At 42.5% G+C, this 24210-nt stretch carries 19 protein-coding genes; 8 read left to right on the forward strand and 11 right to left on the reverse strand.

Annotated features, from left to right (window positions below; genetic code table 11):
• Nucleotides 1-6: 6 nt before the first annotated feature.
• Both AC1XUD_RS14860 and AC1XUD_RS14865 read right to left on the reverse strand, forming a co-directional pair.
• Complete coding sequence (locus AC1XUD_RS14860; RefSeq protein WP_483361810.1) at nucleotides 7-798, reverse strand: ferritin-like domain-containing protein; 792 nt, start codon at nucleotides 796-798, stop codon at nucleotides 7-9.
• A 27-nt stretch (nucleotides 799-825) separates the two neighbouring features.
• Nucleotides 826-1539, reverse strand: coding sequence for a ferritin-like domain-containing protein (locus tag AC1XUD_RS14865; RefSeq protein WP_483361811.1), 714 nt, complete (start codon nucleotides 1537-1539; stop codon nucleotides 826-828).
• Nucleotides 1540-2109: 570 nt separating this feature from the next.
• Between AC1XUD_RS14865 and AC1XUD_RS14870 the strand changes: the two genes are divergently transcribed.
• Entirely contained in the window at nucleotides 2110-2415 is a 306-nt protein-coding gene (locus AC1XUD_RS14870) for a hypothetical protein (protein WP_483361812.1), read from the forward strand.
• A gap of 132 nt (nucleotides 2416-2547) precedes the next feature.
• On the forward strand, nucleotides 2548-3921 hold the full coding sequence (locus tag AC1XUD_RS14875) for a sigma-54-dependent transcriptional regulator (protein ID WP_483361813.1): 1374 nt from the start codon (nucleotides 2548-2550) through the stop codon (nucleotides 3919-3921).
• On the opposite strand, the gene AC1XUD_RS14880 is transcribed toward AC1XUD_RS14875, so the two are convergent.
• The 5 genes from AC1XUD_RS14880 to AC1XUD_RS14900 all read right to left on the reverse strand — a co-directional run bounded on the left by AC1XUD_RS14880 (nucleotide 3909) and on the right by AC1XUD_RS14900 (nucleotide 14069).
• Complete coding sequence (locus tag AC1XUD_RS14880; RefSeq protein ID WP_483361814.1) at nucleotides 3909-6431, reverse strand: ATP-binding protein; 2523 nt, start codon at nucleotides 6429-6431, stop codon at nucleotides 3909-3911. The genes AC1XUD_RS14875 and AC1XUD_RS14880 overlap by 13 nt on opposite strands.
• A gap of 165 nt (nucleotides 6432-6596) precedes the next feature.
• Nucleotides 6597-8537, reverse strand: a complete 1941-nt coding sequence (locus AC1XUD_RS14885; RefSeq protein WP_483361815.1) for a c-type cytochrome — start codon at nucleotides 8535-8537, stop codon at nucleotides 6597-6599.
• Between the two features lie 26 nt (nucleotides 8538-8563).
• The gene (locus AC1XUD_RS14890) at nucleotides 8564-10339 is read right to left on the reverse strand and encodes a 3-keto-alpha-glucoside-1,2-lyase-like domain-containing protein (protein ID WP_483361816.1); all 1776 of its coding nucleotides are present in this window, start codon (nucleotides 10337-10339) and stop codon (nucleotides 8564-8566) included.
• A gap of 234 nt (nucleotides 10340-10573) precedes the next feature.
• Nucleotides 10574-11614: a LacI family DNA-binding transcriptional regulator gene (locus AC1XUD_RS14895; RefSeq protein ID WP_483361817.1), complete on the reverse strand. Its 1041-nt coding sequence runs from the start codon at nucleotides 11612-11614 to the stop codon at nucleotides 10574-10576.
• A 136-nt stretch (nucleotides 11615-11750) separates the two neighbouring features.
• Entirely contained in the window at nucleotides 11751-14069 is a 2319-nt protein-coding gene (locus AC1XUD_RS14900) for a GH92 family glycosyl hydrolase (protein WP_483361975.1), read from the reverse strand.
• Nucleotides 14070-14392: 323 nt separating this feature from the next.
• Between AC1XUD_RS14900 and AC1XUD_RS14905 the strand changes: the two genes are divergently transcribed.
• From AC1XUD_RS14905 to glgP, 4 genes are all read left to right on the forward strand, one after another.
• A complete protein-coding gene (locus AC1XUD_RS14905) occupies nucleotides 14393-15157 on the forward strand; it encodes a 3-keto-disaccharide hydrolase (RefSeq protein WP_483361818.1) in 765 nt (254 codons plus the stop codon).
• A gap of 99 nt (nucleotides 15158-15256) precedes the next feature.
• Nucleotides 15257-15826, forward strand: coding sequence for a hypothetical protein (locus AC1XUD_RS14910; protein ID WP_483361819.1), 570 nt, complete (start codon nucleotides 15257-15259; stop codon nucleotides 15824-15826).
• Between the two features lie 87 nt (nucleotides 15827-15913).
• On the forward strand, nucleotides 15914-16840 hold the full coding sequence (locus AC1XUD_RS14915; RefSeq protein ID WP_483361820.1) for a hypothetical protein: 927 nt from the start codon (nucleotides 15914-15916) through the stop codon (nucleotides 16838-16840).
• A 176-nt stretch (nucleotides 16841-17016) separates the two neighbouring features.
• Nucleotides 17017-18663 (forward strand): alpha-glucan family phosphorylase, encoded by a 1647-nt coding sequence (gene glgP, locus AC1XUD_RS14920; protein ID WP_483361821.1) that lies wholly within the window; start codon nucleotides 17017-17019, stop codon nucleotides 18661-18663.
• Nucleotides 18664-18829: 166 nt separating this feature from the next.
• Here the strand turns inward: glgP and AC1XUD_RS14925 are convergent, their stop codons facing one another.
• A complete protein-coding gene (locus AC1XUD_RS14925; protein ID WP_483361822.1) occupies nucleotides 18830-19759 on the reverse strand; it encodes an SDR family oxidoreductase in 930 nt (309 codons plus the stop codon).
• A 170-nt stretch (nucleotides 19760-19929) separates the two neighbouring features.
• Between AC1XUD_RS14925 and AC1XUD_RS14930 the strand changes: the two genes are divergently transcribed.
• Nucleotides 19930-20748, forward strand: a complete 819-nt coding sequence (locus tag AC1XUD_RS14930) for a hypothetical protein (protein WP_483361823.1) — start codon at nucleotides 19930-19932, stop codon at nucleotides 20746-20748.
• A gap of 115 nt (nucleotides 20749-20863) precedes the next feature.
• Here AC1XUD_RS14930 and AC1XUD_RS14935 read toward each other — a convergent pair whose 3' ends face one another.
• The 3 genes from AC1XUD_RS14935 to AC1XUD_RS14945 form a co-directional block, all read right to left on the reverse strand.
• The gene (locus tag AC1XUD_RS14935; protein ID WP_483361824.1) at nucleotides 20864-21571 is read right to left on the reverse strand and encodes a peptidylprolyl isomerase; all 708 of its coding nucleotides are present in this window, start codon (nucleotides 21569-21571) and stop codon (nucleotides 20864-20866) included.
• A 10-nt stretch (nucleotides 21572-21581) separates the two neighbouring features.
• Nucleotides 21582-22178 carry a hypothetical protein gene (locus AC1XUD_RS14940; RefSeq protein WP_483361825.1) on the reverse strand — a complete coding sequence of 199 codons (597 nt, stop codon included), beginning with the start codon at nucleotides 22176-22178 and terminating at the stop codon, nucleotides 21582-21584.
• Nucleotides 22179-22262: 84 nt separating this feature from the next.
• Nucleotides 22263-23657 (reverse strand): BamA/TamA family outer membrane protein, encoded by a 1395-nt coding sequence (locus AC1XUD_RS14945; RefSeq protein WP_483361826.1) that lies wholly within the window; start codon nucleotides 23655-23657, stop codon nucleotides 22263-22265.
• Nucleotides 23658-23916: 259 nt separating this feature from the next.
• Here AC1XUD_RS14945 and AC1XUD_RS14950 point away from each other — a divergent pair, with 259 nt between their 5' ends.
• The gene (locus AC1XUD_RS14950) at nucleotides 23917-24099 is read left to right on the forward strand and encodes a hypothetical protein (protein WP_483361827.1); all 183 of its coding nucleotides are present in this window, start codon (nucleotides 23917-23919) and stop codon (nucleotides 24097-24099) included.
• Nucleotides 24100-24210 lie beyond the last annotated feature (111 nt).

Here is a 24210-nt window from a genome sequence, read left to right on the forward strand (position 1 = left end):
AGAAGATTATGCACTGATGAAAGGGCCCGCGATTGCAAGCACTGCCTCTTTTGTTAATGGTTCATCGAATGCTTCCGTGATGGCAGCCGCACTTTTCCCGGAAAGCCCGTTCAAGTCAGCACCCCCTTGAGTCATATTATCTTCCCCAGCATAAATCGCAGGAACTGCTCCTTCTTTGCCAGTAATCCATCCTTTCATGGCCGCATTGCCCGTCAACACACCTGCCAATCTGCGGGTCACCGCAGCGTGACGTGCTTCCACGGAGTGAATGCGAAGTGCGTACTCAAGAATCGCGGGGTCAGCAATAAGCGCACCCGCCTGTCCTTTATAAGCTCTAACTCCGGTGTCCTCCAATGCGCTTGAAACGGTCACGAAAGTGTTATAGTTAGTGAACACGTCTGCAAAAGCACCTTTGTACTGGAAATCAAAATTAGGTTTAGAAATAGCCTTGTCTCCTAATGCTTTTACCAAAAATGCTACGTGAGCAGTTTCGTGTTTGCCAATTGTAGCGAATATTGCTTTATCCGAATCCGGGATAAGTCCTGTTGCAGCATTACCCATTTGGTAAAAACCATCTTCCAGATACTCTAACGTGAGCGCATAATTGAGCACATCAATTGCGGTTGCAGATTGTGCATATGCCTTGTTGATAACCGAGGCAAGTACTGTCGGAACTGCCACAGATGCAATTTTAGTCCCGATACGATTCATAAAAAGTCGACGTGAAGCATACTCCAGGCGGCCTGCCGCGTCTCCGTCGATTTTTTGAAATTCATCTATTATTTTGAAAATATCCATGAGTTTCTAAGATAGTGTTGTAAGAAATTATTTACCTATGTTGGCGCCGTTGATCGTATTCTTTACATAACCTTTTACGGCGGCAAGAATATCAGCAGGAGCTACTGCTTTGTCAAAACCGTCGGCGTCAATGACGTCACTACCAGCAAAATCCTGAGATTTAGGATTCAACAAATCGCGAATAACTGCTGCGTGGCGAGCCTCTACCGAAACGATTTTTCCCGCTATCAACAGATAGTCCGCATTTTTGATCAATTTTCCTGCACCGTTGTACGCTTGAACTCCAGTATCTTCGAATAACTTCGCAGCACCTAAAACGCTATCTCTTTTCGTAAAATCAATGGTGGAAAAGTTGACCTCCAAATCTTTGATGGCACCGCTTCCCAATGCTTTTTTGAAGAAATCTCTGTGAATAATTTCGTGATCGCGGATGTCGGTCAAAATCATTTTCTCCGCGTCACTCATTCCTGAATATGGAGTTGCGATGATCTGAGTGTAAAACGCGGCTTCCAATTGTTCCAAAGCATAGGCGTAATTTAGAACGCCTGCGTCACCCATACCCAAGTCTACTGTCATATCTCCCTGTATAACAGGGTCATCATCATTGTTACAAGCTCCAAGAATAAATGCTCCCATCGCAGAGGCTACTCCTGCGGAACGAAGGAAAAGCCTCCGGTTGACAACTGAAAGCATTTGACTTTCATTTTTGTCATGCTTGTGTGTGTTGCTTAATTGATCCATAGCGGTTGTGGTTTGAAAATCCCTCCGTTTGTCGGAAGGCTGAACTCTATTAAAACCTACGCCGGGAAAAAATGTTTAGATCAATTGATTTTAAGAATTGGTATACTTCCGAAAGATTTTGTTGGGACGTATAATCTTTTCAGTGCCGATGAAGTATCTGATATTGAGCTGGTTAAAGATTTGTAATTTTTTTGAAAGAAATTTGAAATAAAGTGAGAAACTATCCATCAAAACAGCCCGGGAGCGGCTCGTTCGAATTTTCACGAGTAAGAGATATTAGGGGAAATGAGGTATAGCCTGTCGGGATTTTTGAAGTTAGAAGTTGGCCGGGAAGAGCATATTATTTCGATAATTGTGAATAAGTTTTACTTAAATATAATTTTTTTGAATTGGCACGCGATTTTTTTGGACAAATAGCGGATAAAATCTTCATATACGTAACCTAAAAAAATCTGCCTAAAATATTAAATAGCTGATAATGAGACTATTATTTAGTTGCAGAATTTCAGGCTCAGTCTTTTAATTATCCATATCAGTTAAATTATTGTATTAAATTAATTCTTGGTAACTATGAAAAAGTTAGGAGCGTTGGTAATAGCGATCGGAATGGGAGCAGTAATGAGTGTTAATGCAAATCCACTTAAAGATTCATATAACGTAGTATATGCTTCTCAGGAAAAAGTAGCCGTGAAGCCGGAAGAACTTCCGGAAGCAGTAAAAACTACGCTGGCAGGCGACGCGTTTGCAGGCTGGACAGCAAGTTCTGCGTTTTTAGTAACAAAACCAGATAATTCTCAGTATTACGAAATTACCTTGAAAAAAGGTACTGAAACCGCTAATATCAATCTTGATAAAGATGGGAAGAAAGTAGAGTAGTAATTACACTTTTTTAGAGCTAAGTTTGTTAAAATGCCAAGGAGCCCGGAAGACCGGCTTTTTGGCATTTCTTTGTAATTTTACTGCGCGAATATCGTTAAAATTGTATTTAGTTAATTTTTCACAACATTTATGGCTCAACTACTCCTTGTAGAAGACGATACTACATTTTCCAAACTTCTTACTTCGTTCCTTGGCAAACACGGTCATGAAGTCAGAGTGTGTTCTTCTATTCAAGAAGCTAAAAATGTGCTTGATAAAAGTATAAAAGATGGTGTAGCCTTCGAGGTACTGATGTTGGATTATCGTCTTCCTGACGGGAATTCGGTTGATTTCCTGAAGGGAATTCGCAGCGAAGGAATCAGAATTCCGGCATTTATCATGACGAGTTTTCATGATGTCCGGACTGCAGTTAGCGCGATGCAGAACGGCGCGTTTGACTATATCACAAAGCCTGTCAATCCAGAGGAATTATTGATGGTTTTGGGTGAAGCGATCAGTAAATCCGGCGAAACGCCCGTCACGACTGTTGTGGATACCCCGGCTAAAAAACAAGGCAAAGAGGTTTCAGGGTTTATCGAAGGCCAAAGCGAGCTTTCGAAACAGCTCTATGAATATGTACGACTGGTTGCTCCGACGGATATGTCTGTCATTATTCAGGGGGAGAGCGGTACAGGTAAGGAACATGTAGCCAAATCCATTCACGCTTTAAGCAAGAGAAATAAGGGCCCATTTGTCGCCATTGATTGTGGATCGTTATCTAAGGAACTGGCAGCCAGCGAATTGTTTGGTCATAAAAAAGGTGCTTTTACGGGAGCACTTCAGGATAAATTGGGGCAGTTTGAAGCCGCAAACGGAGGTACCTTGTTTCTGGATGAAATTGGAAACTTGGGATACGACGTTCAGGTGAAGTTGTTAAGGGCTTTGCAGGAAAGAATTATTGTACCGGTTGGAAGTACCAATCAGGTCAAAGTTGATGTTCGTCTTATTGCGGCAACCAACGAGGATTTGATGGCGAACTCAGCAAAAGGAGATTTCAGAGAGGATCTATATCATCGCCTCAACGAATTTAAAATCGATGTGCCGCCATTGCGCCGGAGAGGAGAGGATCTGCATATTTTTGTTCAGCATTTTGTGGACAAAGCAAATCAGGAATTAGGTAGAAACGTGCGACGTTTGTCCCCGGAGGTTATGGACGTTTTTATGCGATATGACTGGCCAGGTAATCTTCGCGAGCTGAACAATGTGATCAAGCGACTGGTCTTGTTGTCGAAAGAAGAGGAGGCTACGTTGAATGGTCTGCCTTCGGAAATGATAACGGCTTTGGAAGAAGAGCAGCAGAAACCATCGGGATCAAACCTTAAAGCTATTCAGGAAAGTCATGAAAAAGAGATGATCGAAAAGGTTTTGCAGGAAGTGCGCTATAACAAAAGCAAAGCTGCCAAGCTGCTCAATATAGATCGGAAGACACTTTATTACAAGATTGAGAAATATCAGATTGAATAAGTATATATTTTCTCTTCGACTGTAACGATCAGTCCTTCCAACATGCCCGTAAGCTCAAGGATCTCAGACACCTCCGCTTTATGGGCATTGTTTTTAATTGCCATTTCAAGTTGCCTGAAGCGAGCCGATACATCTTTGGCGCCAATTTGCCCTGTTCTTCCAGCAAGCTTATGCGATAGTTCCATGATCCCGTTGTCATCTTTACGATCCATGGAGTCTTTCAAAGCGACTATATCTTTCTGTGAATCTTTGACAAATTGTTCCAATACCTCCCGAATCATACCTTCATCACCGAAAGTCATTTCCTGCAGATTGGTCAAGTCCAGGATTGGAGCTTCTGATATTCGTTCTGCGGAATTGACTTCAAGAATATCCAATAGCTCATTAGAATGGAAGGGTTTCATCAATATGCCGTCGAAACCCATTTCCATTAATTTTTCTCGCTCTTCTGGTAAAGCCTGAGCAGTAAGAACGAAGAATTTCACATCTGACGGCACCACTTTTCTCAATCGTTTACACATTTCGGCACCATTCATTCCCTGCATCCGCAGGTCGGTCAATACATATTTCACCTCCGGATCCCAGGGATGGTTGAGCGTTTCTTCAGCCGAGGAGAAACTTGAATTTCTGATACCATGCAAATCCAGCACCGAGGCACACCACTTGAGGATAAAAGCGTCATCGTCAACAAGCCAAACTTTTCCGTTGATCTGATATGTCTTTTCTTCCGGTTTTGCCACCACAGATTGAATGGGCTGCGCTTTTTTTAGTGCTACAGAAACGGTAAACACGGTACCTTCGCCCAGTTTGCTGGTCACCTTGATCTGTCCTTTCATAGCATCCACCAGGGATTTGACAATGCTAAGACCAAGTCCGCTTCCACCATACTTACGGGCGATGGAGGGATCTGCCTGCTCAAACTGGTTGAAAACGCGGTGTTGCTGTTCTTTAGACAATCCGATACCTGTATCGACGATCTCCAGCATCAGGTTGAAATTTGCCTTGTTTTGTTTTCCGCTTGCTTTCAAAATCACTTCGCCATGCTCGGTGAATTTGATCGCGTTGGTCAATAAATTATATAGAATCTGGCGTAGTCTGAAAGGATCGCCTTCGAGGTGTAAGTCTTTATCCAGACTATTTTCCAGCGAGAGTAACAGGGTTTTGGACGACGCGGTGGGGCGCAGCATCTGTATTACTTCCTCCAGCAGTGGTGATATAGCAAAAACCCTTTTTTCAAAACTGAACTGGTTGGATATAATCCTGCTATAATCTAATACGTCGTTGATCAGATACAGCAAGTGTTCAGAGGCAGAGTGGATCGTTTCAAGATCCTGTTTCTTTGGATTGGGCGAATTTTTTAATACCTCTGAATATCCGATAATAGACTGTAATGGCGTCCTGATCTCGTGGCTCATGTTGGACAGGAAGCGCTGTTTTGCCATGCTATGGTATTCAGCCTCTTCTTTTGCTTCTTCCAATTGAGACCTATAGGCATTGCTTTTAGTAATATCAGTGAGAATAAGATATGATAAAAGTGCAATTACAAAGAAAAATCCAAGCGCAACCCATTTAATCTTATCGACCGTGGCGGTGACCAGTTTTTGAGTTTGAGAGTTTTGTTTGTTGTTGTCATTCATCACGTCCCGCTCAACGTTTCGCATAACACCGAGAAGCTGACTAACCAAAGTATTTCCAGCGGTCGCGAGCTGTTGTTCGCGATCCACAAAACGATCAGTCCTTATTTTCTGAGCTTTTTCAATATCATGGACCACCTGTCCAACTTTTTCAATCGTGCTATCTTCCTTAGCTACCGTGAGGGTGTCTACTTCAATTTTGACCTCCTGTTTCTGAACGATTTTGGGAGACTCTTTTACGGTTTGTGACTCTTTCTTTTGTTTTTTTCCAAAAACCCTTTTGAGCAATCCGCTCTTTTTAACTTCTGCTTTTTGTTGGGAATCAGGAATCGAAGTGTATATAGTGGTCGTCGTAACTTTCTTTTCGGTTTTTACAACCGTGCTGTCCGGGCGTTTCTGATTTGTCGTGATCATCCCGGATATTGACTTTACCTGATCGGAAAGATCTTTGTTGCTGACAAGTTTTGAACGGACATCCACGTAGTTTCCATAGATCCCTTCTCTGGCCCTGAGGATCTTTTTCATGGAATCAATTCGAATAATCTGCAAGGGATTCTCAACAGAGAGGTCTTTCAGCGAATCGAGGCACTGGACAAGATATGCTGACTGCAACATTAATTCTTTTCGGGCTTGCTCGCCGCCATGAGGCAGCGCATTTTGCATCTGATCGAGCAATACGATCTCCCTGAACACTTTGTTTACATGTCTTAACTTATCATTCGGCTGCGACAATGTTGCCAGCTTTACCTGCATATCTTCAAATGCAAGTTTGCTGATAAACCAGGAAGCGCTCAAAGCTAACGAGGCAATAAAATAGCCAAATATTACCTTGCCCTTCACTGAACTTAGGAAAGACTTGTCTCGAAACGTTGACATAATGGGGCGTAAATGTTGCTTCAATAACGAAAGTTAAGTAATAAATGATTCATGCAGTCAATAATCGCGCCTGAGGAGGGCTGATGTTGAGGAACTTATCAAAAAAAATCGACCGCTTTTTATTAAGCGGTCGATTCAGGAATTTCCAAAAAGAAAAAAGTGGGCTTATTTAGCCAGTGAGTTAATCCACGAAGCAATTTTCGCTGCATCTCCTTTTGAAACCTGTGGCATCGGCGCCATTGGGGTCGCGAAGTCCGGCCAGTTTTCAGGCTTGGGATTGTAGATTAAATCAACAATTTTCTCATTCGAATATTTGCGTTTAGCCACATCAAGATAAGATGGGCCTACTACTTTTTTGTCAGCTGCATGGCAGGCCAAACACGTGTTTTTCTGAAGTATCGGCTTGATCTCTTCCCAGGTTGGAGCTTTTGCAACAGTTGCTTTCGCACCCGGTGTTTTTCCTTTTCCGTCTGGTGAAACATGGTCTTTCTCAGGTGCTGCTGCAGCTGCGCTTGCTTTTCCTGATCTTGTAGTTTTAAGTTCTGTAACTTTCAACTTTTCTCCGTCAGGGATATTGTTCAAAGTATAATATGCATCCGGGTGAACAAGTGACCATGAGTTATCAGCAGCTCTTATGCCTTCCAGAGATATTTTGTGAACATAATATTGACGAAGCCCGTCAACTACGATTCTCACAGTTTTGCCATCTTCTGATACCTTCACACCCTTTACATTCAGATCCTCGATGTTAGTCTGAGGGCTGCCATATACCGGGTGATGTTTGTAGATATAGCTGTTCACTTTGTATGAGTCCAGATCTTCCGCTGATTTTTTATCAACCGGCATTGTGAATTCGATTTCGAAACCGTCAGGTTTGGCTTTAACAGTATACATTTCGAAAGGCATTTTGCCATTCCAAACCAAGCGTTGTAAGCCCTGATTTGCGTCGCCTGCCGATCCCCAGCCTCTGTTGGTTTCACCCACGAACATCGAACCGTCTTTATCAAATGCCATTCTCAAAACACCCGACTGGAAACCACTGCGGAAACCGATCGAAGCACCCTGATATTCACCTTTTACTTTTTCAAGTACAATACGCATGATATTACTTTGACCTTGGTCACCTACGAAAACCTGGCCTGTAAATGGTCCGAAACCACCTTTTGTATCGTCAAGAATTAGCTCTGAAGTAGATACTCCGTGCACACCATATGGCAGCCATACAGCCGGAAGTCTTACCATATCATATTTTTCTTTCAATTGATATAGGTACTGAGGCGTTTCGTTTACAACATTTTCAGGCTTGATCGCCCTGTTATTTGCATCTCTGTTCTGACGGTTATCACGTTCTGCAAAGAACTGTTTTTCGGTCAATTTTACTGGAGAGTTTGGCAAGCTAGACCAGCGGAGACCAGCCGGGTGACCCATAAAGTCGCCTTTTTTAACCTGGAAAATACCACCAGTTCCCATCCAGTCACCCTGGTTGTCAGTATACCAAAGTTCACCATTCAACATACTGATACCAGCTGGGGAGCGAACACCTGTTGCCCAAGGTTCGAATTTGCCATCATTTGTGATATGGAAAATCCATCCACGGCCAGGTACACGGCTTTCACCTCTCCACCATTCTTCATCACCGAACGCTACGTTACCACTCACGAAAAAGCTGCCATCCGGAGCCAGTTTTGGTCCAAATGAATATTCATGATAGTGACCTGAAACCTGCCATGCATATACTGTTTCATAAACATCTGCTTTTCCATCGCCATTTTTGTCAACCAATTTCGTCAACTCGCCACGTTGTGCGCAGTAAAGCGCTCCGTCTTTATATGCCAATCCCAATATTTCATGAAGGCCTGAGGCAAACTTGCGGAAATAAGGTGCACGGCTAGTTGGGTTATCCACGATCCAAACTTCTCCGCGACGTGTGGAAAGAGCCAGTGAACCGTTAGGCAATGTGATCAATCCACCCACTTCAAGGATAATACCTTCCGGGATCGGCGGAGTTATGATTTTATAGAAATCTTCTTCTTTTGGTGATTCCTGGGCTCTTAGTGCCGGGAATGACGCCAAAATAATTAAGGCTATTAGAGCAATTCTTTTCATTGTCGAAAAATGTTAAAAAGGGTTTATCAGAATAGAATGGAGTATTTTACTTCTCCGTTTTTCACTGGAACGATCAGTTCCTGCTTTCCATCTATAGTTCTGATATCCGGCTTCAAGTTTTTATCAGTCAGTTGGATATAGTACGATTTGTCGTCGATAGCATAAAGTCCATCAGAAATTTTCTCAATCGATTTTCCTTCTGCAACCCTTGCCGCCAGGTCTTTCACAGCGTTGGCAACTTTTATCGTTCTTTCGAAATACTGGTTGTTTACAACTGACAGGTTATCTGATACCAATGAACCAAAAGCCAGGTATTGGAAAGTCGGTACATCTGAGTCGTCCAGGATATATCCTTTCGGGCGGTAGCCGCTTCCTGTAGTATCGGATACCCATTTAACCTGACCTTTTGCTGTTCCTAGAACCATATTGTCTCCTAACAATGAAACGCTTCCGCGAGGTCTTGACGAACCATCGCCACGATCATGCCACATTGGCGTTGCGTCAAGGAACTCGCCTCTCCAAACCTGGAACACAGCACCTTTGTCAAGATCGTATGTGTAGTGAAGGTTTGTCGGGCTACCAACAGAAACTGAATGAACGATACGTTTTCTCTTATTGTCCTCTGTTCTGATATCCATAAAGCTGCGCGTAACATTATTTGTGTTAGCTTCGATCAAAATCGGATCGGTTGAACCGCCGGCCAATGCCGAGCTTTTCGAGCCATATGAAACTTCCCTGAAACCGGGACCATTTACCCAAAGACCTAACGCAGGTCTTAACCATCCGTCTCTTTTGTTATTGAATATTTCAACTGAGTGATCCCCAGCAGTAAGATTTATATCAGCTTCACGGTATTCATTTCCATTTTTCCATTCAGCATCAAGTACTTCTTTTCCGTCGATTTTCATATAGGAATTACCCGCTGCCTGCAATCTGAAATGGTAGTTTCCAGCCGTTGGCGCGTTGTATTTTCCATTGTAAACCAATGAGAAGTTGTTGTTTTCTTTCAATACTTCCCAGGTAAGCTGAGGTGCGCTTCCGGTCTGAGCAGGTTTCAATTTTGAAAGATCTTCAGTTTCGGTAAGAGCACCGTAATAAGTTTTGTAGGTGAGGCCAGAAAGTGTACCGGGCTTTTTGTCAAAATTATTGATCACGATATTGCGGATTGCAAGAGAACCATGATCGCCTTGTAGACGAATCGGGCCCATTGCCACGTCTTCCGCAGTAAGTGAACCACGTGTAGGACCACTTACTTCCACATTTTCATGAATTGTAACTCCATTCAAAATTACTTTCAAGAAAACAGCGTTCGCTATTTTTTTACCGCTAGCATCGAATTTTGGAGCCTGATATGAGATTTTGATATTCTGCCACAAACCCGGAGCTTTTGCTACGTTGTAACGTGGAGCATATCCTTCATATCCTTTTTCGCCTTCTGGCTTGGAGTCGTTCCAGCGTTCGTAAATTCCACCGCAGTCGTTATACTTGGCGGATTTTTTACCCCAGCTATCGAACAATTGAACTTCATAATTTCCTTGCAGGTAGATACCTGAATTGGATCCTTTGGACATCATAAAGTCCAGTTCGATATCCAGATCGCCATGCGTGAAGTTTGATATCAGCTCATACTGAGCGCCATATTTTCCTTTTTCATGAATACAAGCCAAAACACCAGTACCCGGTGTGGTGGTAAGCGCATTTTCTTTTGAAATGTCGGCCGATGCGTTTCCTACAATTTTCCAGTTGGCAGGAGGCGGGGATTTGAAAGCGTTAAGATTGTCTAGTGGTATTGTTTGGGCCATGGAACCGACCGAAAAACAAGAAGCCAAACCAAGCAATAGCGCGTAAAGGGTTTTTCTTTTTGTACTATACATATGGGATTAGAAATTATTATAAACAGATTCGAAAGTTAAGGGTATTAAGTCTAAATGTTGTCAAAATAGAGCCAGAATAGAGAAAAATAGGCGCAATTCGACTCTGGACTGTCGTTAGAAATTGTTTCGTTTTTAATTGGAGCATATAGAAAAGGATGTAGGTTATCGGCTGCCAGCTGCTTCGGATTTTTGAGAAGACTCTCTGATAATCAGCTGAGAAGGCAAAACTACTTTCGCGGGAGAAAGCGGAATCTGTCCATTTTCAAGCGCGTTAAGCATGATCGTGATAATATTATTTGATATTTCTGCGATCGGTTGGGCAACTGCCGATATCGAAGGATTGTATAACTTGAAAAGATCCTGGTCATCAAATGATATCACACCGATGTCGTTCGGTATTTTAAGGTTCAGATTTTTGAGTGACTGTAATCCCCAAACGCATATGTAATTGGTCGTAAAAAAGACAGCGTCGATCTCTTTATTCTGAGTCAGGAAATCTGAAATCTGCGTGGTGTTTTCATCAGAGGTAGCATAATAATCCAGCTTTTTGACAAACGGAGTAAGGTTCTTTTCAGATATGGCTTGTTCGTAACCTTTCAGTCTATCTGCCATTTGTTGTTGAGCGCTATCCGTGGTAATGCAAGCGATGTTCTGGAAACCCTGCGATATCATATGCTTTGTAGCCTCATATGCGCTGGAATGGTTGTCAATGATCACATAATTACAATCCAGTCCTGGAAGACTTCTGTCTGCCAGTACAACCGGGATATTGTCGTTTAACAAGGATTGAATATCATCCTCGACTCCTTCAGGTGGTGTAATAATATAGCCGTCAATCAAACGGTCCCGGAAAATTCCAATAAGCTCACGCGTTTTCTGAGTACGGTTTTCGGTACTGCAATAGATAATACGATATCCTTTCGCATGCGCCTCTTCTTCGATGAGCCGGGCAACTTGTGAAAACAAAAAGTTGTTCGAGATATCTTCCACCATCAGGCATATAATTTTTGATTTGCCTGTTCGCAAGCCCTGAGCCATGGCGTTTGGTCTGAAATTGACCTTTTCCACGAAATCAAGTACCTTTTGAGTCAGCGCATCGCTGATCCGTTTTTCTTTTGCCTTGCCGTTCAGGATGAAGGAAACCGTGGTAATAGAAATCCCGAGTTCCCGCCCGATATCACGAATTGATAGTTTTTTTGTCATATTTAGCTGTTAGCTATTGGTTTTAGCGGTTAGCTTCGATTCGTTGCATTGTTCGTTTTTGAGGATATGTTTTTGACAGGACAACAAAAACACTTCCTTTCCACCGCTTCTGGATGAGTAAAGTTTTGTGTTGCGATTAATTAACCGACCCGATTCTTTTCTTATTAGGCTTGTCGCTCATGGTGAATGTAAGTGTACCACCGTCCATAATTTCAGCATGCGTAAGATAACTCCGTTTAAGTTCTACCCCATTTAACTCAATTTTCTGTACGTATACGTTTTTCTCGCCCTGACCTTTTACATCAACGACAAAGGTTTTCCCATTGCCGGTATTAATGGTAGCACCGGAAACTGAGGGGCTTCCAAAATAGTAAAGTGGCGAACCTGGCGCAACCGGATAAAAGCCCAGCGAACTGAATAAATACCAGGCGCTCATTTGCCCGAAATCATCATTTCCGCCCAATCCGTCAACAGTCGGTTTGTACATCGCCGTCAATATCATTCTGATCTTTTCCTGCGTTTTCCAGGGTTGGTCGAGCCAATTGTACAAGTAGGCTACGTGGTGGGAAGGTTCATTTCCGTGCACATAATTGCCAATGATTCCGTCACGGGAAATATCTTCTGTGTTTTCGAAATATTTATCCGGCAATTCCATTGAAAAAAGAGAATCGAGATGGGTCGTGAACTTCTTTTTCCCACCCATCATATCAATCATCGCAGCCGGATCGTGAGGGATATATAAACTATAGTTCCACGAGTTTCCTTCTATAAATCCTTGTCCGTGTGTTTCCAAAGGATCAAATTCAGCTCTCCAGGTACCGTCGCTCAGCTTCGGACGCATAAAGCCGATCTTCGCATCATATACATTTTTGTAGTTCAGTGCACGTTTGCTGAATTCCTTATAAATATCGTTCCGGTTTAATTTTTTAGCCATTTGGGCAATACACCAGTCGTCGTAAGCATATTCAAGGGTTTTAGAGACTGCGGAAGTGTTTTTGTCATCCGGAACATATCCGTTGGCCATATAGTAATTCAAGCCGTCGTAATACTTGTTTCTGGCTGTGGTGACGCAGGCGTCGAGTGCTTTATTTACATCAAAATCAGCATTTCCTTTCATCACCGCGTCAGCAATAACAGGTACGGAATGATATCCGATCATACACCAGTTTTCATTGGCATAATGTGACCAGACCGGCAGCATTTTATGAACACTCTGATCGTAATGTGCGAGCATCGATTTGATCATATCGCCGTTTCTTTTCGGCTGGAGCACATTAAACAATGGGTGCAAAGTGCGGTAAGTATCCCAAAGAGAGAAGCTCGTATAATTCGTGAAATTCTCTGCTTTATGTTCGTTCATATCAATTCCCTTATATGCACCATCCGCGTCCATATAGATAGTCGGCCCCAGAAACGCGTGGTACATAGCCGTGTAGAAATTGACTTTATCTTCTTCTTTTAAAGTCTTGACAACCACCTTGTTCAGTTCCTGATTCCAGAGCTTTTGACCTTCCGATTTTACTTTATCAAAATCCCAATGTGGAATCTCGGCTTTCATATTGGCAATCGCGCCCTGGGTACTTACGGGTGAAAGCGCGAATTTGATTTTGATTTTTTCCCCGTCATTGGTTTTGAAATCAAAATACATTTTCAGGTTGCGGGCAGCTACTTCGGGGAAATTATGTTCCTGATCAAATTTTTTCCAGAAGCCTTTATATACGTTGTTGTCGTCGATTTTAGTACCATAATTGGCAATCGGCTTGCTAAATGTCATAGCAAAATAGACGATTCTCGTTCGTGCCCAGCCGTTTGTCTGTCGGAACCCGGTAATAAGCGTATCGTTTTCAACACGGACAAATGTCCACACGTTTTTATTATCGTAGTTATAAAGTCCTGATGTTAAGTCTAATATGATATGGGCATCATCCGATTTTGGGAAGGTATATTGGTGCATACCTACGCGCGTCGAGGCCGTTAATTCGGCGGTTATATTATGGTCGTCCAGCTTTACCTTATAATATGCAGGCTCTGCCAGTTCGTTCTGGTGTGAAAACGCAGAACGATATCCGCCTTCCGGTTTATCTTCCGTTCCGGGATTGAGTTGCAATTTGCCAGTTGTTGGCATGATCAGAAAATCGCCTAAATCGGAATGTCCTGTTCCGCTGAAATGCGTGTGGCTAAAACCGACGATGGTCTTACTGCTATATTGATACCCCGCACAGAAGCGGTAGACATCCGCATTATATTTTCCATTCACACCATATGGCAACGTGTCTGTATCCGGGCTGAGCTGCACCATTCCAAAAGGAACCGTGGCTCCGGGATAGGTGTGGCCCATTTTGGCAGTACCGATCATTGGGTTCACGAATGGAACGAGATCGACGGCCTGCTGGGCGAGGGATAGGGTAGAAACAGTTAGAAATGCAGTAGTTAGTATACTGTAAAAGGCTTTCATATGTGAATAGTGATATGCGTCGCGGAATAATTCAGTGAAAATATCACCAAATTTTGAATAAACCGATTTAGCTTTTCCGATTACACGGTATATTTTCAATCTTTATATCATTTTCTAAATTTTTTTGCATTTTTGGAAGCAGAATTTTGACGTGTTCCAGATGGGGGCTGTGGGTGTGAATACTTGAGTTTTCAGTAAGTATAACGATTCAATAGTTGCCTTATCAACACAAACATTAATCTATTTTATGAAATTGGGGTATTGGTTGAAACAACGGTTTCTTCACCGAATTTCATGTGATCTTAAAACAAACAATTAAAGAAATGAAAGGAATTTCTCTTTTAGCGGCTGGTTTGCTTTTTGCCGCTTCCGCACATGCACAATTACAACCTACCAAACAGACTCCCGAATCAAGTGAACTATGGTCGCCTGTTCCGAGAATTGTAACGGCTGGTAAGCCATCGTCTGCGGTTTCAGGCTTCACTGCGCCTTCGGATGCTATCGTTTTATTTGACGGGAAAAATCTGGACAGCTGGGTTTCTGGAAAAGACGGAAGTTCTGCAGCTCCGTGGACTGTAGGTGACGGTGCAATCACTGTTGCGCCAAAATCAGGCGATATCCAGACTAAGCAAAGCTTTGGAGATTACCAGTTGCATATCGAATGGCGCACTCCGGCGAAAGTAGATGGATCTGGCCAGGGACGTGGCAACAGCGGTATCTTCATGCAAGGCGTATACGAACTCCAGGTTTTGGATAGCTATAACAACGTAACTTATTCAAACGGACAGGCTGGGTCAATTTATAAGCAAACTATGCCGCTGGTGAACGCAAGCAATGGTCCGGGCGAATGGCAGACTTATGATGTTGTATATACGGCACCACATTTTAACAAAGATGGCCAGATGACAATACCACCATATATCACTGTAATTCACAATGGCGTGTTGGTTCAAAATCATACTGCGATCCAGGGAACTACCCCATATATTGGTCAACCTGAAATAAAACCTCACGGTCGCGGACCGATCAAATTACAGGATCACAACAATACCACTAGCTTCCGCAATATCTGGATCAGAGAATTGTAAGAGTAGCATCAATTTATTGGCATAATTTTAGGAGCTCAGGTGATTTATCTCGCCTGAGCTCTTTGTATATTTATGAAACCGGATATTGACAAATAAGGAATGCAGGAACTTGAGCCATTTTATAATTGGGAAAAACATTACGTAGCCAGCCGCGACAAGAGGTCGCCATTTTATGGACGAACCTACAATCTGGATTACTACGAAAATGCGATTTATGGGTATTACATCCATCCGCTTTGGGACCATATCGGATCGGAAACGCTATATGTAAAGATCCTTTTCACCGACTACGTGAAAAAATATGCCATTATCGAAATATTCGGAGAGTGGAACGATACGCTTCACAACGATATCATGTTTCTGAAACGGCAGGTCGTGGATCCTTTGGTTGAAGAGGGTATCAATCAGTTTATATTGATGGGCGAAAACGTGCTGGATTTTCACGGGGCACCTGATGACGACTACTATGCCGAATGGTTTGATGACATAGAAGACGGGTGGATTGCCGCAGTGAATTTCAGGGAACATGTACAGCAGCAATGGATGCGTTTCAAGCTCGATTATTATATCAATTTTGGAGGGACGTTAGAGATCGAAAACTGGCGCACTCTGAAGCCGGAACCGTTTTACGAACTTGTTAAAAAATTGATCATTAGACGGTTATCATAATAAGATTAACATTGAATGTTTGGAAGCGTCCGAACTCCTTTGTAGATTTCGAAAACGTAAATTAACCAGGCTATATCAATTCTGAACATGGAGGATAACAATACCCCGAAAGGCAGCGAAGGCGCTGAAGAATCGCTTGACAAAAAAGCAGAAGAGCTGAAGGATGTTGCAGTGGATGCTTCCAAAGAAATTGCCTCAAAGGCAGACGATGTAAAAGAAGCGGCGAAGGAGGTAGTGGCTGAAAAAGCAGAAGAGTTGAAGGAAACAGCGCAAGAAGTCGTTGCCGAAAAAATAGCGGTTGCAGACGAGAAAGCCGCCGCGGTGGTAGAGGAAGTGAAGGAAGTTGCCGCAGCTAAAACGGAAGAAGTTAAAGAAAAAACAGCAGAGGTTGCTGCCGATGTTTCTTCTAATGCAGAAGATTTGAAAGATAAGGCAGCGTCAACAATAAGTGAAATTAAAACCGGCTTGTCCGAAAAAGAGAGCGAAGTTAGCGGTGCTGTGGGTGCTGGTGTAGCGGCCGGAAAGGAAAAAGCAGAGGATATAGCTTCGACGATTTCCGAAAAAGCAGGCGATTTGAAAGATGTCGCAACTGAACAACTGGCGGCCGCTACAGAAAAAGCCAAAGAAGCAGCGGCGAAGTTATCAGAAAGTGTTGATCATATTAAAAGCGAAGCCGCTGAAAAATTAGCTGATCTCAAAGAAGATGCTGCCGAGGCGATTGATGATGCAAAAGAAATAGCGACTCAAAAAATTGCAGAAGTACAGGCAAAAGCCAAAGAGCTTAGTGCAGACGCATCTGAAAAGCTAGCAGATCTGAAGGAAGATGCTGCTCATGTGCTTGAAGAAGCGAAAGAAACCGCTTCCAAAAAGCTTGCCGAAGCGCAGGTAAAAGCGGCAGAAATAAAAGCTGAAGCGGAAGAGCAACTTGAAGATCTGAAAGCTGCTGCTACGGAAAAATTTGAAGAGACCAAAACAAAAGCCAAAGGTTTCTGGGCCAGATTATTTGGTAAATAATCATTTGATGTGATCATATTTAGAGCTTGAATGTATGTTCAGGCTCTTTTTGTTGCCATTAAGTTGAGGTAAATCATCAACGGCGGGCGATTTTGGTACGGTTTTATTATTGTCCGGGCGTGACAACTATTGTCCATTTGCTCACACATTCTCAATTTACGTAATCTGTTTCTGTTATGTCAAAAGTCGCATTTACGCTTCCTTATAAACATCCTTTTGTACCGGATAAAAAATACAAAAAATCAGTCGCCTATTTTTCAATGGAATTCGGCATTGATCAGGCGCTCAAAATATACTCAGGGGGGCTCGGGTTTCTTGCTGGCTCTCATATGCGAAGTGTCTACGCCCTTAAACAAAATTTGATAGGTATTGGCATGCTTTGGAAGTTTGGTTATTACGACCAGGGACGTGCATCGGACAACAGCATGCAACCGGAGTTCCATGAAAAAATATATCACTTTCTGGAAGATACCAATATCCGGTTTCAGATTCCTGTAATGGGAAAGATGGTTTGGGTTGCAGCATATTACCTTCCGCCAGATGTGTTTCAATCTGCTCCGATTTTTCTATTGACCACCGATGTTGACGGAAATGACAAAACTTCAAGAACGATCAGCTATACCTTGTATGATTCGGACGTGACACTCAAGGTAGCGCAGTGCATGATATTGGGTATTGGAGGCGCCAAACTTTTGGAAAAACTCGGATATGAGCCAGAAGTATATCATTTCAATGAAGCACATGCAGTTTCAGCGGTTTTTCAGTTGTATGCCAAGTACAAAAAAGTGGCGGAAGTAAAGAAAAGGGTAGTCTTTACGACCCACACACCGGAAGAGGCTGGCAACGAAAAACACGATATTAATTTTCTTAAAGACCTGGGCTTCTTCGGAGATCTTTCCATCGATACGGTCAAAAAAATATGCGGTAGCAAAAGTGATGTATTCAATCATTCACTCGCAGCCTTGAGCCTTAGCAGAAAGGCCAATGGGGTATCCAAATTGCATGGTGAGGTTTCGAGAAATATGTGGAAGGCATATCCAAAAATTGCCCCGATTGATCATATCACCAATGCTCAGAACAAAACTTACTGGGTTGATCCGATTTTAGAGGAAGCTCGGAAGTCGAAGGATATATACGGGATTGTTAAGAGAAAAAAAGAACTGAAGGCACGTTTGTTCAAAACCGTTGCAGACCAGACCGGGCGACTTATGGATCCTGATATCCTGACAATCGTTTGGGCAAGAAGGTTCGCCGCATATAAAAGACCTGATATGCTGGTGTGGGATATGGAAAGATTTGAAAAGATCATGAACAATACCGACCAACCAGTGCAAGTAATATGGGCCGGGAAACCATATCCGAAGGATGAAGGTGCCATCAATACCTTTAATCATTTATTTTACCTTAGCCATCATTTCTCGAATATGGCAGTGTTGACGGGATATGAACTCGCTCTTTCCAAATTATTAAAAGACGGCTCGGATATATGGCTGAACAATCCGGTGGTAACGCGGGAAGCTTCGGGCACAAGCGGAATGACAGCGGCAATGAACGGGTCATTGAATCTTTCGACGTTTGATGGCTGGATATGCGAGTTTGCCCGGGATGAAGAGAATTCATTTCTCCTGCCCGTGGCAGAAGGTCCGGATATCAATAAGGTTGATTGCGAAAATCTGTTAGACAAGCTGGAGAAAACAGTAATTCCAACGTATTATTCTGACCAGGAAAAATGGATGAAAATTGTCCTCCAAAGTATGGATGACGTCGCCCCTGAATTTGATTCCGATCGTATGGCGAGGGAGTATTACGAGAAATTATATTAACCTATGATATAACCGCAAGGGACGCAATGGAAAGGGGCTGTTCAGCTCTCTTTGCGCCCATCGCTAAAAACCATTGCGTCTATTGCGGTTAAGCTATTCCACTAATTTGAGTAGCCAATATCTTTATCCCCTCATTATTACGAGAAATCGTATTAATCTATTGCGGTTAAGCTATTCCACTAATTTGAGTAGCCAAGATCTTTATCCCCTCCTCGAAACTGTGAGGCTCATAACAAAGTATCTCTCGCGGCCTGGTCAGGTCGAAACCTGTACGCGGAGGTCTTCTTGCTGGTTGCGTAAAATGAGAAGCATCCGTTGGTTGGATTAATGACTTGTCCAGACCAAAATATTCGGCAGTCATGATCGCCATTTCATAGGGAGTCAAAAAGTCTTTTCCAGAGATATTGTAAATACCCGTTGCCTCTTTTTCAGCAATTAACAAACATCCCAGAGCTAAATCCTCTGCTAGCGTTGGCGTTCTGAATTGGTCTGTTACGACTTTGATGGAAGTACCCGCCTCCAGTGATTTTTTTACCCACAAAATGATATTGCTGCGACTCATGTCGTGCGCAATTCCATATACGAGAACAGTTCTCGCAATAGCCCATTTCACCGCAGAATGAATAATGGCCTTTTCCGCCGCATATTTACTCCATCCATAAAAACTGATCGGATTAGGTTCGTCCGTTTCCGTATATGGACCAGATTTTCCGTCGAAAATAAAGTCGGTCGAAACGTGAAGTAGAAAAGAATTATGCTCTTCGCAGGCCTTTATGATGGTTTCTGTGGCAGTCACGTTCAATTTCCAGCAATCGTCCTTTTGAATTTCACACTGATCCACATTCGTCATCGCCGCGGTATGAATCACAATATCAGGCTGTACCTCATTCATTACAATCTGCACGTCATTCGGATTTGAAATATCCATCGACCGATAAATGTAGCTTTCAGAAAACGGCAAGCGGTTTTTACCAACTGATGTAGCCACAGTCTGAAATGTTGGGTGGCCTTGAAATAGCTCCACTAACTTTTGACCGAGAAGGCCGTTGGAGCCGGTGATGAGGATTGTTTTTAAAGGTTGTTTCTGAATGTGCATTTTTTAAAACAGAAGTTGATATTTCCGGCAAGATATGATATTGAGTTGAAAACGCTTTCGTAGTGGTAGGAGTTCATGTCCGAGTTGATGAAACCGAATACTCAGTATTAGTGTAATTGTTTGATCTTCAATATTTTAAAATGTACTTTCATTAAAAAACCATATTAAATATGATCACTATAACTCCCTCCGCAAGTAATAATCTGGATACTTTGGTTTCTCTTAAAGCTGACAAGGCCAAAGAATTTGAAAAACTGTATTCACGTTTTACCGTTACAACAAGCAGTGTCGTTGCGACCGCGACTGTGAAGCTGGAGCCGGGCGCCAGTCATTTTAGACTCTATTGGGGAGACGGAGCAACTTCATATGTGTCGACAAAAGGAGTTAAACACGGAGGTTGGAATGGGCGTAAGGACGATGGCTCTTACGAATTAAAACACGTTTATGCCGCCCCGGAAGATAGAGAAGCATTCGACGAAACCGTGGTTTTAAGGGTAGGGGATGGTGCGGGCAACAATGATTTATTTTCCATTACAGTCACTGTAACTCCGCTATATCGAGTTACTCACTATCCTATCTTTTTTCACCCTATTTCCTTTGAAGATTGGTTTTTTGAGCATGGAGATGAATGGATAATCACATTAAAAACGATTAATATCCTTCCAGAAATTAACAAAATTTGGAAATTTGATTTTGACTACCCGTTTCGTGGCTTTAGTGGATTTATAAAACTGGAAGACAGTACGGTCTCATATGATCTAAAAAAAGGACAGTCGCGTAAATTTTTATTGAAAGTGTTCGATTCGGACGTTCTTTGGGACGACGATATTTTGGAGAATATTTATACATTAAGTGGTGATGACGAAATCCAGACATTAGAATACGTCCGTGTAGAGAACACGAAGGTGAAATTACATTTTCGGAAGTCTGTCATGTTATTGGTTCCACTGCCAGACAACAATGATCTGCCGACACTGGAAATGTTGTAAAGAAGTTATTTGTCTCTCAAATTCAAAGAACATTATTAACAAAAAATCCGAAACGAATCCCCAATAAAATCGGCTCAACATTTCGGATTAAATATTGTCAAGGAAGCTTCCGGACTTAATTAGGATAGCTATATCCGTACTTTCTCGAAATCTTTTTCTTGCTCATCTTCTTTACGGAAATATCCATTGTGATGTTTTTTTCCGGGCGATTGCTCTCGTCTTTTGGTTGGGAAGCGATCTGGTCAATTACTGGTAAGTTGTCGATCACTTGTCCGAAAACAGTATAAGAGCCGTCGAGGTGAGGAGCACCGCCGATGGTTTCATATATTCTCTTTTGCTCATCTGTCAGTTTTCTGGCAGCGCGGGCTTCCTGTTTGGCCAGGTCAGCTTGTCCCCATACGCGTCCTTCTACAATATAAAACTGGCAGCCGCTTGATTCTTTGGCTGGATTGTTATCCCTTGCTGCGGCCAAAGCACCTTTTTGGTGGAATAGTTTCGGACTGAATTCTGCCGGGATTTTGTAGCCATTTTCGCCCCTTCCCAATGGTGTACCGGGTTGAGCGTTCCTTGATTCCGGATCTCCTCCCTGAATCATAAAATCTTCTATGACGCGGTGGAATAACAAACCATCGTAAAATTTGTCTTTCGATAGTTTGAGAAAATTCGCTTTATGTTTTGGTGTTTCGTCAAACAATATGGCGTGCATTGTGCCAAATTGGGTTTTAATCGTAATCAATTCATCCTTGCGGCTTTTCTTCTGAGCGAAGGCGTTGACGAATGTTAGTAGTAATAAAGCTTGTAAAAAAAGTAACCTTAATTTCATATAGCACCACTTATTTAAAAGTTTTTAAATTGGTTGGACTAAACTGGAAATTCAGACCAAAATCTTTTCCTTCCGACTTGTCTTCCATATCCACAATCAGCTCACCTTTTTTCCAGGTAATGATCTTCCCTTTAACTTCAGGCGAGCCATATTTTTCAGTAAAAGTGCTTTTCGCACTGTTCCACAATTGTTGGGTTGCTGCTTCACTGTTTAGATATACATCCACTTTTATCTGTTTTACCTCCTTTTCAGCAGACAACATATATAGTACGTCTATCGTCTCCAGTTGATCCGTTTCATGAGTAAAGCCCACGTGGTCAGGGAGTTCCTCAAACATCTCGTACGACTCTACCGATTTTAGCTTACTTAAGTGCGTGCGAAATGGTATTCCACGTATCACGCCTTCCTCTGAGGTTCCTAATACTTCCTGCAAAAGGGCAGACTGATCACTATTCAATTCTTCCTGATTCGGATTTGTTATTGCCACGCTGTCCGCGGTCGTTTCTATTTCCTCTTTTGTTTGGGTTTGACAGCTGTTTAAAAAGATTATACCAGTAATTAGTAACGAAAGAGACGAAGCTCTGTAATAAATCAAATTAGTTTTCATCCACAATTAGACTTAGGTTTCCAACACTCCAAAAAATATCTGCCATAAAATTAAGCTATCTTAATGCAGGTTTAAGCAAATGAGTTAAAATTCACGCGAAATGTTAAAGAAGAAGCGTCCTTCCTTTTTAGAATTTACGCTGTATGTGAACCTCATTACTACATTATAAAATGTGATAATATCAATTCCCGTTCCTGCACCGTAGATAAATTGGTTTGCGAGTTGGGTATTATTCAATTCAGGATACGCATTTTTAACATAACCTGCATCAGTAAAAGTGTTCAGGTACGCAGCCAGCGGCAATGTATTGAATTGCTTCACTGGCATCCATGAAAAATGTTTCTGAAAAGAGAAAAGGCGATATTTGATCTCATTTTTGGTGAGCAGATAATCCTGCCCGTCTACTACATATAGTTCATATCCACGAACAAGGTCGTTTCGATAACCCAGCCCGACGGTTTGCAAATACGGTTGTTTTTTTGGAAACGATGCTCGCCCGCGCAGACCGGTATTGGCAAACCACCGCTTGCCGAGTTCAAAATACTTGCGGTATGAAGCATAAAAGTATGCCTGGTTGATATCATCGGAAGGCAGCAAGCCCAATTTAGAAAATTGCGCACCATATGCCTGCCCCCTCAATGGATATTGAAAATTGTCCCTTTTATCGAAGGCGTAGGAATAGGAGAGCTGCAGGTATTGTTGACGAGTTCTTCCCTTCAGAAAATAGTCCGGGTTAAGAACGCTGATCGTATCCGAAATTTTTCCGGTACTCCACCGCAGGTCAGCTGTGTGGTATGAATAATATTTACCCCGATAGGTAAGTGCCGCAAACGCAGAAAAACGTCGCCGGTTGATATCTTCACTTGAAAGATAGTCGAGCTTGTCGGTCCAGCTTCGGAACGCCATCGTTTTGTTGATACCGTATGAAGTACCCACGGTGATACCCATTTTTTGAGCCTTATCGATATAAGGAAGCGAATAGGATACTTCAAATTTCGGAATAAAGCCGAATTCGGCGAGGAGCCGTAACTTGTCCGCCCTTCCCGTCACGTTTCCATAACTTACATATACCCCGTAAATAACCCGGCTAAGATCCCGGTTCCGATCGTACCACCACTCGTTGAAATTCCTGTCGGCAAGCTGAAAAACAGGAAGAGCGATCAGGTACCAACGTTCTTTGACAACCACATGCAAATCAGTATGCAGCGAATCGACATTAGGGCGGGTCAACATCTCGACCGTGACAAACAGATTCGTGTTGACTATTTTCCGACGATCGATTTCCAGAGCTTTGACCAGCGAGATACTGTCAAAAACATTTTCCGGCCTGATCGCCATCTCCCGCGTGATGATTGACGTGCGGGTTTTTGAATTGCCTTCAATAAATATATCACCTATAATATAACTGGCTGATGTGTCCCGGGCAGCGGCCGTCTGAGCATAGGTACTCATGGAAGCCGGCAAGAAATGCCATATCATACAGAGACTGGCAAAGAACAATCTGGTTTTTCTTGATTTTTGGAGTGTACCTGACAGCAATGGATGGACGTATTCAACTGGTTTATTTTCAAAAGTAATCTTAAAAACGTATTTGAACTATGATTTAGTCAAATATACGCTCCTGCGACTAACGGAGATGAGGCGGTTTTACCGTGTGTGTATTTTAAAAAAATGGGAAATGGTGATAGTCTTTTAAATCAGTGCGAGAGTATCATACACATATTAAGAACCTAACAATATGTCGCGCTCAAGAGCTGAAAATTTGATCAATAAGCTGATCAGCAATAAGCTGTCTGAGACTGAATTGTCGGAATTTCTCAAAGGCCTGACTGACGAGGAACAACAGCAATATTACTCGGACGTTTTGGAGCGGCATTTTCAAGATCTGCTGGACGAAAATCAGAACAAAGAGGAGCAGTAGACCTAAATGGCCGATTTATCCTCGGCTGAAATGCAATCCGAAGTACATCGCGCGGAAGTCGAGATGCCTGACTAGTGAACACCTTAATCAGTTTAACCTATATAATCTTTT

The sequence above is a fragment of the Dyadobacter sp. HNCC25DJ184 genome (genome assembly GCF_056895215.1).